Source organism: Sphingomonas sp. SP3 (assembly GCF_058514305.1).
The window spans coordinates 366074-379247 of sequence record NZ_JBZSOE010000001.1 but is presented as its reverse complement, the minus strand read 5'-3'; the positions used below and the strand labels follow the sequence as shown (position 1 = coordinate 379247).

Annotated in this window: 15 protein-coding genes and 2 tRNA genes; 5 read left to right on the top strand and 12 right to left on the bottom strand. The window is 62.9% G+C overall.

Features of this window, described 5'->3' with window-relative positions; translation table 11 throughout:
* Window positions 1–114: 114 nt before the first annotated feature.
* Window positions 115–1221 carry an alanine dehydrogenase gene (ald, locus tag AC4K8G_RS02125; protein WP_491732532.1) on the top strand — a complete coding sequence of 369 codons (1107 nt, stop codon included), beginning with the start codon at window positions 115–117 and terminating at the stop codon, window positions 1219–1221.
* Here ald and AC4K8G_RS02120 read toward each other — a convergent pair.
* The 9 genes from AC4K8G_RS02120 to AC4K8G_RS02080 all read right to left on the bottom strand — a co-directional run bounded on the left by AC4K8G_RS02120 (window position 1218) and on the right by AC4K8G_RS02080 (window position 7133).
* Complete coding sequence (locus tag AC4K8G_RS02120; RefSeq protein ID WP_491732531.1) at window positions 1218–1838, bottom strand: tetratricopeptide repeat protein; 621 nt, start codon at window positions 1836–1838, stop codon at window positions 1218–1220. The two genes, ald and AC4K8G_RS02120, sit on opposite strands and share 4 nt — an antisense overlap.
* Window positions 1835–2233, bottom strand: coding sequence for a cytochrome c-type biogenesis protein (locus AC4K8G_RS02115; protein ID WP_491732530.1), 399 nt, complete (start codon window positions 2231–2233; stop codon window positions 1835–1837). Before AC4K8G_RS02115 ends, AC4K8G_RS02120 begins: the two co-directional genes overlap by 4 nt.
* Window positions 2230–2757, bottom strand: a complete 528-nt coding sequence (locus AC4K8G_RS02110) for a DsbE family thiol:disulfide interchange protein (RefSeq protein WP_491732529.1) — start codon at window positions 2755–2757, stop codon at window positions 2230–2232. Before AC4K8G_RS02110 ends, AC4K8G_RS02115 begins: the two co-directional genes overlap by 4 nt.
* A complete protein-coding gene (locus AC4K8G_RS02105; protein ID WP_491732528.1) occupies window positions 2754–4688 on the bottom strand; it encodes a heme lyase CcmF/NrfE family subunit in 1935 nt (644 codons plus the stop codon). The genes AC4K8G_RS02110 and AC4K8G_RS02105 overlap by 4 nt, the downstream gene beginning before the upstream one ends.
* Window positions 4685–5125 carry a cytochrome c maturation protein CcmE gene (gene ccmE / locus AC4K8G_RS02100; protein WP_491732527.1) on the bottom strand — a complete coding sequence of 147 codons (441 nt, stop codon included), beginning with the start codon at window positions 5123–5125 and terminating at the stop codon, window positions 4685–4687. Before ccmE ends, AC4K8G_RS02105 begins: the two co-directional genes overlap by 4 nt.
* The gene (locus AC4K8G_RS02095; protein ID WP_491732526.1) at window positions 5122–5250 is read right to left on the bottom strand and encodes a hypothetical protein; all 129 of its coding nucleotides are present in this window, start codon (window positions 5248–5250) and stop codon (window positions 5122–5124) included. The genes ccmE and AC4K8G_RS02095 overlap by 4 nt, the downstream gene beginning before the upstream one ends.
* A complete protein-coding gene (gene ccmC / locus AC4K8G_RS02090) occupies window positions 5247–5960 on the bottom strand; it encodes a heme ABC transporter permease CcmC (RefSeq protein WP_491732525.1) in 714 nt (237 codons plus the stop codon). The genes AC4K8G_RS02095 and ccmC overlap by 4 nt, the downstream gene beginning before the upstream one ends.
* Window positions 5961–5971: 11 nt before the next feature.
* Window positions 5972–7021, bottom strand: coding sequence for a Glu/Leu/Phe/Val family dehydrogenase (locus AC4K8G_RS02085; RefSeq protein WP_491732524.1), 1050 nt, complete (start codon window positions 7019–7021; stop codon window positions 5972–5974).
* Between the two features lie 35 nt (window positions 7022–7056).
* A tRNA-His gene (locus AC4K8G_RS02080) sits at window positions 7057–7133 on the bottom strand.
* Between the two features lie 85 nt (window positions 7134–7218).
* On the opposite strand from AC4K8G_RS02080, the gene AC4K8G_RS02075 reads away from it, so the two are divergent.
* Window positions 7219–7647, top strand: coding sequence for an HIT family protein (locus AC4K8G_RS02075; RefSeq protein WP_491732523.1), 429 nt, complete (start codon window positions 7219–7221; stop codon window positions 7645–7647).
* Window positions 7648–7727: 80 nt separating this feature from the next.
* Window positions 7728–8435 carry a Crp/Fnr family transcriptional regulator gene (locus tag AC4K8G_RS02070; protein ID WP_491732522.1) on the top strand — a complete coding sequence of 236 codons (708 nt, stop codon included), beginning with the start codon at window positions 7728–7730 and terminating at the stop codon, window positions 8433–8435.
* A gap of 19 nt (window positions 8436–8454) precedes the next feature.
* On the opposite strand, the gene AC4K8G_RS02065 is transcribed toward AC4K8G_RS02070, so the two are convergent.
* The 3 genes from AC4K8G_RS02065 to lon all read right to left on the bottom strand — a co-directional run bounded on the left by AC4K8G_RS02065 (window position 8455) and on the right by lon (window position 11345).
* Window positions 8455–8529, bottom strand: a tRNA-Val gene (locus AC4K8G_RS02065).
* A 53-nt stretch (window positions 8530–8582) separates the two neighbouring features.
* Window positions 8583–8855, bottom strand: coding sequence for an HU family DNA-binding protein (locus tag AC4K8G_RS02060; RefSeq protein ID WP_491732521.1), 273 nt, complete (start codon window positions 8853–8855; stop codon window positions 8583–8585).
* A 90-nt stretch (window positions 8856–8945) separates the two neighbouring features.
* Window positions 8946–11345 carry an endopeptidase La gene (gene lon / locus AC4K8G_RS02055; protein WP_491732520.1) on the bottom strand — a complete coding sequence of 800 codons (2400 nt, stop codon included), beginning with the start codon at window positions 11343–11345 and terminating at the stop codon, window positions 8946–8948.
* Window positions 11346–11446: 101 nt separating this feature from the next.
* Here lon and AC4K8G_RS02050 point away from each other — a divergent pair, with 101 nt between their 5' ends.
* Together AC4K8G_RS02050 and AC4K8G_RS02045 are read left to right on the top strand one after the other, a co-directional pair.
* Window positions 11447–11659, top strand: a complete 213-nt coding sequence (locus tag AC4K8G_RS02050; RefSeq protein WP_491732519.1) for a hypothetical protein — start codon at window positions 11447–11449, stop codon at window positions 11657–11659.
* 153 nt (window positions 11660–11812) lie between these two features.
* On the top strand, window positions 11813–13159 hold the full coding sequence (locus AC4K8G_RS02045) for a L,D-transpeptidase family protein (RefSeq protein WP_491732518.1): 1347 nt from the start codon (window positions 11813–11815) through the stop codon (window positions 13157–13159).
* Window positions 13160–13174: the final 15 nt, after the last annotated feature.

The window sequence follows — 13174 nt, the reverse complement described above, 5'->3', positions numbered from 1 at the left end:
GCGCCGAACTAGCACTCGCTGAAAGACGCCGCAATTCGAGACGCAAATCGGGGGGACAACGCCCGATCTCCTGTTTATAGGCGCGCGCAATCATCAATCGGAGCGAACGAATAAATGCGCATCGGGGTGCCCAAGGAAATCAAGGTTCATGAATATCGCGTCGGGCTGACGCCGGCCTCCGTGGCCGAGCTCGTCGCCCACGGCCATGAGCTGTTCGTCGAAACCAAGGCCGGGAACGGTATCGACTGTCCGGACAAAGCCTATGAAAAGGCCGGTGCGACTATCCTTCCCGACGCTGCTTCGGTGTTCAAGTCGGCCGACATGATTGTGAAGGTGAAGGAACCACAGCAGCCCGAGATTGCGCTGCTCGAACCGCGGCACATCCTTTTCACTTATCTCCATCTTGCTGCCGATAAGCCGCAAGCCGAGGGGCTGATGAAGTCCGGCGCGACCTGCATCGCTTACGAGACCGTCACAGGCCGCAATGGCTCGCTTCCGCTCCTGAAGCCGATGAGCGAAGTCGCGGGCCGCATGTCGGTCCAGGTTGGTGCCCATTACCTTGAGAAGGAACAAGGCGGCCGCGGCGTGCTGCTCGGCGGTGTCCCCGGCGTTGCTCCGGCCAAGGTCGCGATCCTCGGTGGCGGTGTGTCGGGCGTGAACGCGGCTCAGATGGCGACGGGCATGCGCGCCGATGTCACCATTTATGACATCAACAACGACCGCCTGGCCGAACTGGACATGTTCTTTTCCAGCCAGATCAAGACGGCTTACGCGAGCCGCGCGGCAATCGCCCACGCGGTTGCCGAATCAGAGCTGGTGATCGGTGCGGTGCTGGTGCCGGGTGCCGCGGCGCCCAAGCTCGTCACCCGCGAAATGCTGAAAACGATGAAGCGCGGCTCGGTGCTGGTCGACATCGCGATCGACCAGGGAGGCTGCTTCGAAACCAGCCATGCCACGACCCACGCGGACCCAGTCTATGAAGTCGACGGCATCATCCATTATTGCGTCGCCAACATGCCCGGCGCGGTCGCGCGGACCAGCGCCTTTGCGCTGAACAACGCGACGCTGCCCTTCGCCATCAAAATCGCCAATCTCGGCGCCGAAAAGGCAATGAAGGAAGATCCGAACCTCGCCGCAGGCCTCAACGTCTCGGACGGCAAGATCCGGCACGAGGCCGTGGCCGAAGCGCTCGGCCTCAAATACGAACCGGTAGCCGCCTAACGGGTGGGCTTGGGCTCGCCGTTGTTGATGACCGTAAGCACCAGCGACCCGACCATCGGCCGCCAGCTGGCATTGGGATACTGGCGCATTAGCGCGATCAGGTCTCGCACTGCAGCTTGGGGATTTCCCGACCGGATAAGGGCGAGATCATAGAAGAAACGCGGCGCCGGATGGCCCGGCGCTAATTCGGCGGCGCGGCGGTAGGCATATTCGGCCGGCGGGGTGAGCCCGTGGCCGTGGTCGACCAGCGCGTTGCCAAGGCCGATCCAGATCTGGACGTCGCCGGGGTAGCGCCGCGCGGCATTCTGCAGAATCCCAACTGCATCCTCCGTATTGCCCGAGCGGGCCAGCGCTTCCGAAATCAGCATCCAGGATTCCGCCGGGCTGAAGTTGCCGAAAAAGGCATGCCGTGCTCCGGTCAAAACTTGGATATCGCCCACCTGTTCGCCAACGGCGGGCGCCGCCGGTTCGGCGGGGCTGCCCTGCAATGCATAGCCTGTCGCACCAAGCATCAGTGCAGCGGCAGCGGCGGTGAGCATGCCGCGCCGGACACCGATCACCCACAGCAGGCCAAGGCTGACGACAAAGAGCGCGAGCAAAGTGACCCAGCCCATCATCGCTTGATCCTCCGGCGCACCAGATAACCCGCCACCAGAAGGAGAACGAGAGGCAGCGCCCACAGCGGCCAGGCGGCAGGCTCGGCCGTCGGCCTGAAGGTGATCCACGTCCCGTAGCGTTGGATCAGCCAGGCTCGGATCGAGCTTGGCGCTTCGCCCGCCGCGATCCGGCGGCGGACGAGATCGCGCATATCGCCCGCAATCTCCGCGTCGGAATCGGCGATCGACTGGCCTTGGCAAACGAGGCAGCGGATTTGCTCCATCAGCCCCCTCGCCTGCGCCTCCTGCTTCGGGTCGGGCAACTGGCGGTCGGACCAATAAGCGGGCGGCAAATTGCTGTCGGCAAACAAGGGATGTGCGATCATCAGCGCAATCAGGAGAAGAAGCCGTTTCACCGCGCCTGCTCCAGTTTGTGCTCGATCATGCCGATGTCACTGCGCTCGATCGGGCCGATATGCTGGTATCGGATGACGCCCCTGCCATCGATGATGAAGCTCTCCGGCACTCCGGACGAGCCCAGGGCGATTTGCAGCGCGCTTTGCGGATCGCTGCCGATCCGATCGTAGGGATCGCCATTGCGTGCGAGAAACGCCGCCACTTCTTCCGGCGTGTCCCGAATGGCAATCCCCTCGATCACAGCGCCGCGCGCCTTCAGCTCCTGGAGCACCTTCACTTCGCTAACGCAGGGCACGCACCAGCTGGCGAAGATGTTGAGGATGTGGGGCTGCCCATCGGCGAAGTCGCGAGTGCTGAGCGCCGGCTTGGTGTCCACGCCGGGACCCAGGTCGAACGCCGGCAGGGGTTTGCCTTCGAGACGTGAAGGAACAGACGTACTGGTCGGAGTGGCCAGGCGCCAAATCAGCGCAATCACGATCACAAGGAACACCGCCAGCGGAGCGAAGCGAACGGCGCGGCTCATGCGTAGCGCTCCCTGCGCCAACCGCCGCGTGCAACGCGACGAAGGCGACCGCGCAGCAAGCGCCCGACCAATGCCAACGCGCCGCCCAGCGCAATTAATGCGCCGCCGAGCCAGATCAGGGTGACGAACGGCTTCCACCACAGGCGGAGCTGCCACCCCCCCGTGTCATCGGCTTTGCCTACGATGGTGTAGAGCTGGCCGTTCCAGAACGTTTGAATCGCCGCTTCATTGGTCTCGGTCGGCGGGTCGGAGAAATAACGCGTCTGCGGTTTGAGGATGATGGGGCCAGAGCCTCGCGTCGCCCGCAACTGCGCCTCGAGCGCGGTCCAGTTCTTGCCCGCCATCGGCGTGACATCCTCAAGCTGCACCAGCCACGGTCCGACGCTCAGCACCTCGCCTGGCTTGGCGACGGCCAAGCGCTCGCTCGTGAAAGCAGTATTGGCCGCCATCCCGACCAGTGCGACCGCAATGCCGAAATGGGAAACGACCAAGCCCCACGTCGCGAGCGGTGCTCGAAACGGATTGCGGCCGACCAGCGGGAGGATGCTTGCCGCCGCAAGGTAGGCGCCGACAGTTAAGCCGAGGCGCGGGAGGATTCCGATGGATGGCACAACGATGATGGTAATCGCCAGCGCGCTGGCGCCAAGAAGCGCCGGAACGGTCAGCAGCTTGAGGACGGGCCTCCGCTCCCGGCGCCAGGCAAGCAAAGGCCCGATGCCGACAAGCAGCGCGAGGATCAGGGCAAGGGGTCCCGCGACGGCATTAAAATAAGGCGCACCAACCGAAAGCTTTTCTCCGCTCACGGCCTCGACGAACAACGGGTAAAGCGTTCCGACAAAGACCGTGCCGAGCACCACGCTCAGGATCAGGTTATTGATGACGAGTCCCGTCTCGCGACTGACCAGTTCGAACGGCGCGCCTTCCTTCAACGTCGCTCCGCGCAGCGCGAACAGGGTGAAGGCCGCGCTGACATAAATCCCAAGAAGGGCGAGCAGGAAAGTGCCGCGTTCCGGGTCGATCGCGAAAGCATGCACCGACGTGAGGATCCCCGACCGCACTAGGAACGTCCCGACCATCGACATCGAAAAAGCGATGACAGCGAGCATCATCGTCCACGCTTTGAGCGCGCCGCGCGCCGCCAGCACATTGATCGAATGCAGCAAGGCTGTCGCCGCCAGCCACGGCATCAGCGATGCATTCTCGACGGGGTCCCAAAACCAGTAACCGCCCCAGCCCAGCTCGTAATAGGCCCAGTAGCTGCCGGCGGTGATCCCGAGCGTCAGGAAAATCCACGCTCCCAGGACCCACGGGCGCATCGCCCGGGCGAGCTTGGCGTCGACCTCGTTGGTGAACATCGCCCCGACCGCGAGGCTGAATGCGATCGAGAGGCCAACATAACCGAAGTACAGCGTCGGCGGATGGAAGGCCAAGCCCGGATCCTGGAGCAGGGGGTTGAGCCCTCTCCCCTCCAGCGGCGCCGGATTGAGCCTTGCGAACGGGTTGGAGGCGATCAGTAGGAAGGCGTAGAAACCGAGTGCGAGCGCAGCCTGGCTCCCAAGCGCGGCGATCAACGTTCGCTCACTCGTCCGGCGCGAGAACAGCGCGAGGAACGCGCCGGCTACCGACAGGATCATCACCCACATAAGCATGGAGCCTTCGTGGTTCCCCCAGGCTCCTGCGACTTTGTAGATGAAGGGCTTCGCGCTGTGGCTGTTCTCAAACACCAGCGCGACGGACAGGTCGGTTCGTGCAAAGACGAGCAACAGAGCAGCAAAAGCGATGAGCGTGAGCGCGCCCTGGACGACGGCAACCGCACGCATCGCTCGCGCAACTTCGACCCGGCTGCGCAACGCCATGGTCATCAGGAACAGCTGGTACGCCGCAAGGCCAGCGGCGAGCCACAGCGCGGCAAGGCCGGTTTCCGCAATCACTGCTTGAGCGTCTTGCCCGCTTTGTGCTCCGCCGCAAGGTTGCCGAGTTCGGGCGGCATGTAGCGTTCGTCGTGCTTGGCCAGGATCGTGTCGGCGACGAACGTGCCGCGCTCCATCCGTCCTTCGGCGACCATCCCCGACCCTTCGCGGAACAGGTTCGGTACGATGCCGCGATAGGTCACCGGCGTTTGCGCATGCCCGTCGATGACGGTGAAGCGGATCGTGACCCCGTCCGGCAGGCGTTGGATCGAGCCCTTTTCGACCATGCCGCCCAGCCTGACCGCTTGTCCGTCGCTGGCTTTCCCTGAGGCAATGTCGGCGGGCGTAAAAAAGAACGAGGCCTGGTTCCTAAGGCCCCACATGGCGAGCATCACCGCAACCAGCAGGGCTGTGACCGCGGCAATGACCAGCACGAGCCGCTGGTTCTTCGGCTTCATTTGCGTTTCAGGCTTTCAGCCGCCGCTTCCGCGCGGCGCATCGACGCGAACGATGCGATCAGCAGCGTGGCGGTCAACGCAATCGCTACCGAGTAAGCCGCTACGACGAAGGGCCACGGGTTCATGCGCCGAGCCTCCGCATGCGCGCTTCGACCTTCGTCTCTGCCAGATCCGCCCGGATACGCATCAGGACCGCCCCGCCGAACAGGCAGGTGAAGCCAACCATGGTCAGCGGCAATGGCCACAGCAGCGACTTGTCGATGGTCGAGCCGGAAATCGAGATGCTCTGGCCCTGATGGAGCGTGCGCCACCAGAGCACCGAATAATGGATGATGGGAAGGTTGATTGCCCCAACCAGGCCGTAGATCGCGGTAATCTTGCCCTCGCCACCGCGGTCGCGCTCTGCCGAAGCCAGCGCAATGTAACCGAGGTAGAGAAAGAACAGGACCAGCATCGATGTTAGACGGCCATCCCATTCCCACCAGGTTCCCCAGGTCGGACGGCCCCAGATCGATCCGGTGATGAGGCAGATTGCGGCGAAGGTCGCGCCTGCTGGGGCGGTGGCACGACCGGCAATGGCGGCCAAAGGGTGTCGCCACACCAGCTGGCTGACGGACGCGGCGGCGATCCCTGCCCAGCCCGCCATTCCCAACCAGGCCGACGGCACGTGGATGTAAAGGATGCGCACCGTTTCGCCCTGAAGGTAGTCGGGCGGCGTGAGGGTCAGGCCGGCAAACGCTCCGCAAATCGCGAACAGCAGGCCCGCGACGAGCAACCACGTGGTTGCAGGCCTGGCGAAGCGCAGGAAACGCGCGGGATTTGCGAGCGCGTGCATGGCGCGAGTGGTTATGCCCTTCCGATGAGCCGCTGCGCCATGGCGTCTGCAACAGAAGCCGGGTCGCGACCCGTCTGTTCGCTCTCCGACCAAATTTGTTCAAGCCGGACTGGAATTCCCTCGATGCGCTCGCGGACAAGGTTCGCGTCGCCATCCGCAAGGTATTCGGTGCAGACGTTGATGATGCCGCCGGCGTTGATCACATAATCCGGCGCATAGAGGATCCCGCGCTGGTGCAGCCGCTGGCCGTCTTCGGGAGTCGCGAGCTGGTTGTTGGCGCCCCCGGCCACGACAGGAACGTGAAGGTCCGCGATCGATTGCTCGGTCAGGATCGCGCCAAGCGCGTTGGGGCTCAACACGTCGGCCTCGAGCGTCAGTATCTCTTCCGGCGCTACTACCGTTCCGCCCACCGAATCGGCGAGCTTCTGCGCCTTCGCCTGGTCAACGTCGGCGATCGAAATGCGAGCGCCCTCAGTGCAAGCGTGTAGGGCGACGCCAGTCGCAACGCTGCCAGCTCCCTGCATGGCGATATGGAGACCGTCGAGCGTTTCCTTGCCAAGGCCCCGCTTCACTGCGGCCTTCAGCCCGAGGAATACGCCGAGCGAAGTGTGCGGGCCGGGATCGCCGCCGACATCGCCGGTGGAGTTAGGAAGTCCCGCGACGAACTTTGTGGTCCGGTGAACCTCGATCATGTCGGTGACGCTCATGCCGACGTCTTCGGCGGTGATATAGCGACCGCCCAGATGCTCGACCGCCTTGCCGAATGCGTGAAGCATCTCCGGCGTCTTGTGGCGGTCCTTGCCAGCAAGGATCACGGCCTTGCCACCACCGAGCGGAAGCCCTGCCATCGCATTCTTGTAGCTCATGCCCCGCGACAGTCGCAGCGCATCGGTCAGCGCCTCGCCCTCTTGGGCGTAATGCCAAACGCGGCATCCACCGGCGGCCGGGCCAAGATGTGTGGAATGGACGGCGATAATCGCGCGAAGGCCGCATTCGTCGTTGGTGATGAAGTGAATTTCTTCATGCGCGTCAAAGTCGGGCAAGCCCCAGGGCGTGTTCATGTGCGCGAATGTCCGATGTTGCGTTGGTCAAAAAATGGGGCGATCGACGGGACTTGAACCCGCGACCCTCGGTACCACAAACCGATGCTCTAACCAGCTGAGCTACGATCGCCACGGGTGCGTTTGGGAGCGGTTCCCTTGCCCGCGCCGGCCACTTAGGGTTGGAGCCTCACGAACGCAAGCGAGGCCGTACCTGGATGAACCAAACGATCGAGAAATTCGGCTACCCGGCGACACTGATCCACGAACTTCAGCACTGGCTAATCCTGTTGCGCCCCGCGCAAGTCACGCTCGGCTCGCTCGTGCTTGCCGCAAAGAGCGACGCGACAGCCTATTCGCTCCTACCGGCCGACGCGTTCAGTGAACAAGCGGAGGCGGTTCGCCTGATCGAACGAGCTCTGTCCGACTTCGCGGGCTATGAGCGGATCAATTACTTGATGTTGATGATGGTCGATCCGAACGTCCATTTTCACGTCGTCCCGCGCTATTCGTCCGCGCGCCTGTGGGGGGGAATCGAGTTCAACGACGCGGGCTGGCCCGGCCCTCCTCAACTGGCCAGTGCAATCGCTCTAAATGCGGGGCAAACTGCTGAACTTGCGAGCGAAATATCGTCAAGATTTCGATAAGCGACATATAGTAACGGTTCCATAACTGCTTGCGCCGATTAATAACCAGGCGCACAATTCACCTATCGGGGAGAAGCCGGATGGCGAGTCGGCGAGCCAAGTCGCCTAGCCTGGGTGTATCGCTGCGGGAGACCCTCGTTTCCGCGGGCCTTGAGCCGCACCTCGCCGATTTACTCGACCAAATGCCGCAACGCACCGTCCAGGTCGAACCACGGCGTCCATTCCGTGAGCCAGGCGTCATGCGGAACGAAGTGATGTTCGTTCGCTCTGGAATCCTGTCCAAGTTCAAAACCGATTCCTCAGGGCGCCGGCAGATCGTCGCATTGCGTTTCCCGGGCGAAGGCATCCTGCCGCGCGAAGGCCGCGCGGAATATGGCATTCAGGCCATAGTCCGCAGCGAGGTCATGGTCGGCCGCGCCGGAGACTTCGACCCGATTGTCGACGCCCATCCCGAAATGCAGCGATTCTTCTGGCGGCTGATCCAGCGCAACGAAGCCATCGGCTACGAATGGCTCGTCAATTGCGGTCGCCGGGATTCAATTGCCCGGGTCGCTCACCTGCTGTGTGAGACAGCGGTCCGGATGCATGCCGCCGACCGCCATCTGACCAACCCATTCACGCAGCAGCAAATTGCCGACATCACCGGGCAGACATCGGTCAACGTGAACCGTGTCCTTGCCGACATGGAGCGGCAGGGCTTGATCCGCCGCAAGGGTCGCGAGATCGAGTTCGTCGACATGGGCGAGATGCGCCGCGTCGCGAGCTTCCAACCAAGCTATCTGGAATAGGACGCTGGCGCCCGAAGCGTGGTGGGCGCGACAGGGATTGAACCTGTGACCCCACCCGTGTGAAGGGTGTGCTCTACCGCTGAGCTACGCGCCCACGCCGTCGGGAATGCGCGGATATAGTGGCCGAAAGCGGCCTGTCCAGCGTGGCTACTGAACCGCGTCTTTCAGGACTTTGCCCGGCCTGAACTTCGGCTGCGAGCTGGCCTTGATCTGCATCGGCTCGCCGGTCCGCGGGTTGCGCCCGGTCGAGGCCTTGCGCCGAGTCACCGAGAAATTGCCGAAACCGACCAGCCGAACTTCATCGCCACGCTTCAGAGTCGAGGTGATTACCTCAAGCATGGTCTCGACGGCACGCATCGCATCGGTGCGACTGAGCCCCGAGCGATCTGCGACATGGCCAATCAGTTCCTGCTTGTTCATTGCCCCAGCTCTCCCTGAACCGCTCGCCAAAGACTCGCGCGCGCGGAGCGTCGGTCCTTAAGGCAAGACTCCGCTTGGCTGTCTAGTGGTCTAGTGACGAACCGTTGCACCTGGCTCGGCACCGGGCGCAGCGGCGGGTGGTTCCGCCGCATGTTCGTCATCCTCGCTCCATTCGATGGCCTGAAGCGGCGCAACCAAGGTCCGGCTCAGCACTTCATCAACGTGGCTGACGGGAATGATCTCGAGGCCTTCCTTCAACGTCGCCGGAAGCTCCTCGAGGTCCTTCTCATTCTCCGCGGGAATCAGCACGGTCCGGATTCCGCCGCGAAGCGCCGCGAGTAACTTCTCCTTGAGGCCACCGATGGGTAGGACACGGCCGCGGAGCGTGACCTCGCCGGTCATCGCGACGTCGCGCCGGACCGCGATGCCCGACAGCGTCGAGATTATTGCGGTGACCATGCCGACGCCCGCAGACGGCCCGTCTTTGGGCACGGCGCCCTCGGGCAAGTGCACATGGATGTCCTTGCGGGCGAAGATCGACGGCTTGACCCCGTACGCCGGAGCGCGCGCCTTGACGAAGCTCATTGCCGCCTGGATCGACTCCTGCATCACCTCGCCAAGCTTGCCGGTGGTCTTGATTTGGCCCTTGCCGGGCACCGTCACCGCTTCAATGGTCAACAATTCGCCACCGACTTCGGTCCAGGCCAGGCCAGTGACGGCGCCAATCTGGTCCTCTTCCTCGCCCATCCCGTAACGGAATTTTCGAACGCCAAGAAATTCGCCGAGGTTCGCCGGCGTCAGCTCGACTTTCTCGACCTTGCCCTCGAGGATCTGGCGGAGCGACTTGCGCGCGACCTTGGCAAGCTCGCGCTCTAGCGTGCGGACGCCCGCCTCCCGGGTATAGTGACGAATCATTCCGCGGAGCGCGTCGTCGGTGAAAACCAGCTCTGTGGCCTTCAACCCGTGCGCGTCCATTTGCTTCGGAATGAGGTGGCGCTTGGCGATCTCGACCTTTTCGTCCTCGGTGTAACCCTCGAGACGGATGATCTCCATTCGGTCGAGTAGCGGCTGGGGCATGTCGAGCGAGTTCGCGGTGGTGACGAACATGACGTCCGAAAGATCGTAATCAAGCTCCAGATAATGGTCCTGGAACTTGCTGTTCTGCTCGGGGTCGAGGACCTCGAGCAGCGCCGAGCTCGGGTCGCCGCGGAAGTCCTGGCCGAGCTTGTCGATCTCATCGAGCAGGAACAGCGGGTTCGATGTTCCCGCCTTCTTGATGTTCGAGATGATTTTGCCTGGGAGCGAGCCGATGTAGGTCCGGCGGTGACCGCGGATCTCGGCCTCGTCGCGTACCCCGCCCAATGACTGGCGGACGAATTCGCGGCCGGTCGCGCGCGCAATCGAGCGCCCGAGCGAGGTCTTGCCGACGCCGGGCGGACCGACGAGGCACAGGATCGGGCCCTTCAGCTTGTTGGTACGCGCCTGCACTGCCAGATATTCGACGATCCGGTCCTTGACCTTCTCAAGCCCGTAATGGTCCTCGTCGAGCACAGCTTGCGCTTCGGCAATGTCCTTCTTCAGCCGCGACTTCTTGCCCCACGGCAAGCCGAGCAACACGTCAAGATAATTGCGCGCCACGGTGGCCTCGGCCGACATCGGCGCCATCGCGCGCAGCTTCTTCAGTTCGGCATTGGCCCTGGTTCGCGCCTCCTTGCTGAGCCTCGTCTTGCGAATCTTTTCAGCGAGCTCCTGAAGCTCGTCGCCGCCTTCTTCGCCTTCATTGCCGAGTTCGCGCTGAATGGCCTTTAGCTGCTCGTTCAAATAATATTCGCGCTGCGTCTTCTCCATCTGGCGCTTCACGCGGCTGCGGATCTTCTTCTCGACCTGAAGCACGCCAAGCTCACCCTCCATGAAGGCGAACACCATTTCGAGCCGGCGCGCGGCGTTAAGCTCACCGAGCAAAGCCTGCTTGTCAGCGACCTTGATCGAAAGATTGGAGGCGACCGCATCCGCCAAGGTGGAGGGATCCTCGATCTCGCTTAGCTGAATACCCGTTTCTGGGGGGAGCCGTTTGTTGAGCTTCGCGTAATTTTCGAATTGGTCGATGACCGAACGCATCAGGGCCTGCGCTTCAGGGCCGTCGGCCGCGTCCTCGTTGACTTCCTCGACCTCCGCAGCGGTAAAACCGTCGCGTGGGATCAGGTCGACGAGCCGGGCGCGCTTTACGCCTTCGACCAGCACCCGGACGGTGCCGTCGGGCAGCTTCAGCAGCTGCATCGCGGTCGCAATCACGCCGAGATCGTAGAGCGCGTCGCGATCGGGGTCGTCCTCGCTCGGGTCGAGCTGGGCGACCAGGAACAGTTCCTTGTCCGCCGCCATCGCCGCCTCGAGGGCCGCTACCGATTTCTCGCGTCCGACAAACAGCGGGACGATCCGGTGCGGGAAAACGACGATGTCGCGAAGTGGCAAAATCGGGAGAGAACGAGTCATAGGCCGGTATATGGGCGGAGCATCCCCTGCGTGCAACGGAGAGGAACATTCACCCGCCGCCGCGCGCTGATCCCATCCTGCGGCAAAGGAGGGAACGACCCATGGCGGACGATCGCGAAAAGCTCAGAAATGGCCCGAATAAGGAGGCGATCAACGAGACCATCGCCGGCACGGGCCCCGGAATCGCGGACGACGCGCTCGCACCGGGTGAGCAGCTTCTCGATGCGCCGACAGACGAAGAAGTCGAGAGGGTTGCGAGGAAGCTTCACGCTCCGACCGCTGAGCGAGACACTTTACCGCTGGAAGGTGAATGAATCGCGCCGGAAGTGAACAGTGGATTCTGTAATCGTTCAGTTTCGTTCACTATCTATGGTGCCGTGAACATTCGCTTTTCCCTGCTGGCGCTCAGCGCCCTAACCATCCCCGCCGCCGCATCAGCGCAATACGGGGCACCGTATCCCGCGCCCATGCCGGCGGCACCGCCGATGCAGACGCAAGTGCCGCGCGCGCCCGTCGCGGAGCCGTGGATGGCGCAGCCTCCGCCGCCGGGTCAACCATGGCAATCGCCGATCGCCGAAGGGAACAAGGCTCCTGCCCTAGAGCCGATCGATCTGCCGCCTGCCATCGAGCAGGGCGTCGACATGATCTATATCGACGAAGAGCTCGTGCCCCGCGCAGTCCACGACAATGGCCCAATGGGCAGCATGAACTTTGCCGCGTGGACGGGCGCGCCGGTCGACCTCTTCAGCTCCGTCAATCCGATCTACACCGACCTCCGCCGCGGATTGGTGAAATATCGCCAGCGATGGGGCGACCTACCGCAGATTGCGATCCCATCGGGGCCGACTTTGAAGCTCGGGTCCACCGGAGACCGAGTCTCCGCGCTCCGGACTCGCCTTGGGCTTGGCGGCGGCGATAAATTCGACGCTGCGCTTGCTGCCCAGGTGAAGGAATTCCAAGCGGTTCACGGGCTCAAAAATGATGGCGTCGCCGGTGCGGGCACTATCGACGCGCTGAACCGCGGCGCTCAATATTATGAGCAGTTGATCATCATCAACATGGAACGCGCAAAACGTCTCCCGGCCCCCGAGGAACAGGCCAAATATGCCATCGTCGACGCCGGCGATGCGCGGCTGTCGCTGTGGGAAAACGGACGCAAGGTTGATGAGATGAAGGTGGTGGTTGGCAAGGCCGAAACGGCGACGCCGATGATGGCCGCCTACATCAAGTACGCGAGCGTAAACCCTTATTGGAACGTGCCGCCAGAGCTGGTGAAAAGCCTGATCGGCCCCCGCGTTGCGACGCAGGGCGTTAGCTACCTGACCGACCGCGAATATCAGGTGCTGACGAGCTACGGCGAAGACGCTCAGACCATCGATCCGCACACGGTCGATTGGCAGGCGGTCGTCGACGGGCGCCAGGAAGTCCGGCTTCGCCGCCTCCCCAGTCCCGCCAATTCAATGGGCATGATGAAGTTCATGCTGCCTAACTACTTCGGCATCTATCTCCATGATTCACCGGAGAAAGATCACTTCACGAAGAATGAATTGTGGATCAGCAACGGCTGCGTCCGGGTCGAGGATTACAAGCGTTTCGCCAACTGGTTGTTCGGCGGCTACGTACCCAAGGGCAAGGATCCAAAGGTCGAGGAGGAAGTCGACCTGCCGAAGCCAGTGCCGGTCTACATGACCTACCTAACCGTGCAGCCCACGGCGAATGGTGTGCAGTTCCTGACCGATCACTATGGCCGGGACGAGCATTTGATGGAGCGCTTCAGTTCGCAGCTGATGGCTGCAGTTCGCGGCGAGTTCTAGCTTAGAACGGGCGGC

Coding starts and splice junctions, on each gene's coding strand:
- ald (WP_491732532.1), top strand. CDS start 115: ATGCGCATCGGGGTGCCCAAGGAAATCAAGGTTCATGAATATCGCGTC.
- AC4K8G_RS02120 (WP_491732531.1), bottom strand. CDS start 1,838: ATGATGGGCTGGGTCACTTTGCTCGCGCTCTTTGTCGTCAGCCTTGGC.
- AC4K8G_RS02110 (WP_491732529.1), bottom strand. CDS start 2,757: ATGAGCCGCGCCGTTCGCTTCGCTCCGCTGGCGGTGTTCCTTGTGATC.
- ccmE (WP_491732527.1), bottom strand. CDS start 5,125: ATGAAGCCGAAGAACCAGCGGCTCGTGCTGGTCATTGCCGCGGTCACA.
- AC4K8G_RS02095 (WP_491732526.1), bottom strand. CDS start 5,250: ATGAACCCGTGGCCCTTCGTCGTAGCGGCTTACTCGGTAGCGATTGCG.
- ccmC (WP_491732525.1), bottom strand. CDS start 5,960: ATGCACGCGCTCGCAAATCCCGCGCGTTTCCTGCGCTTCGCCAGGCCT.
- AC4K8G_RS02085 (WP_491732524.1), bottom strand. CDS start 7,021: ATGAACACGCCCTGGGGCTTGCCCGACTTTGACGCGCATGAAGAAATT.
- AC4K8G_RS02075 (WP_491732523.1), top strand. CDS start 7,219: ATGAACCAAACGATCGAGAAATTCGGCTACCCGGCGACACTGATCCAC.
- AC4K8G_RS02070 (WP_491732522.1), top strand. CDS start 7,728: ATGGCGAGTCGGCGAGCCAAGTCGCCTAGCCTGGGTGTATCGCTGCGG.
- AC4K8G_RS02060 (WP_491732521.1), bottom strand. CDS start 8,855: ATGAACAAGCAGGAACTGATTGGCCATGTCGCAGATCGCTCGGGGCTC.
- lon (WP_491732520.1), bottom strand. CDS start 11,345: ATGACTCGTTCTCTCCCGATTTTGCCACTTCGCGACATCGTCGTTTTC.
- AC4K8G_RS02050 (WP_491732519.1), top strand. CDS start 11,447: ATGGCGGACGATCGCGAAAAGCTCAGAAATGGCCCGAATAAGGAGGCG.
- AC4K8G_RS02045 (WP_491732518.1), top strand. CDS start 11,813: ATGCCGGCGGCACCGCCGATGCAGACGCAAGTGCCGCGCGCGCCCGTC.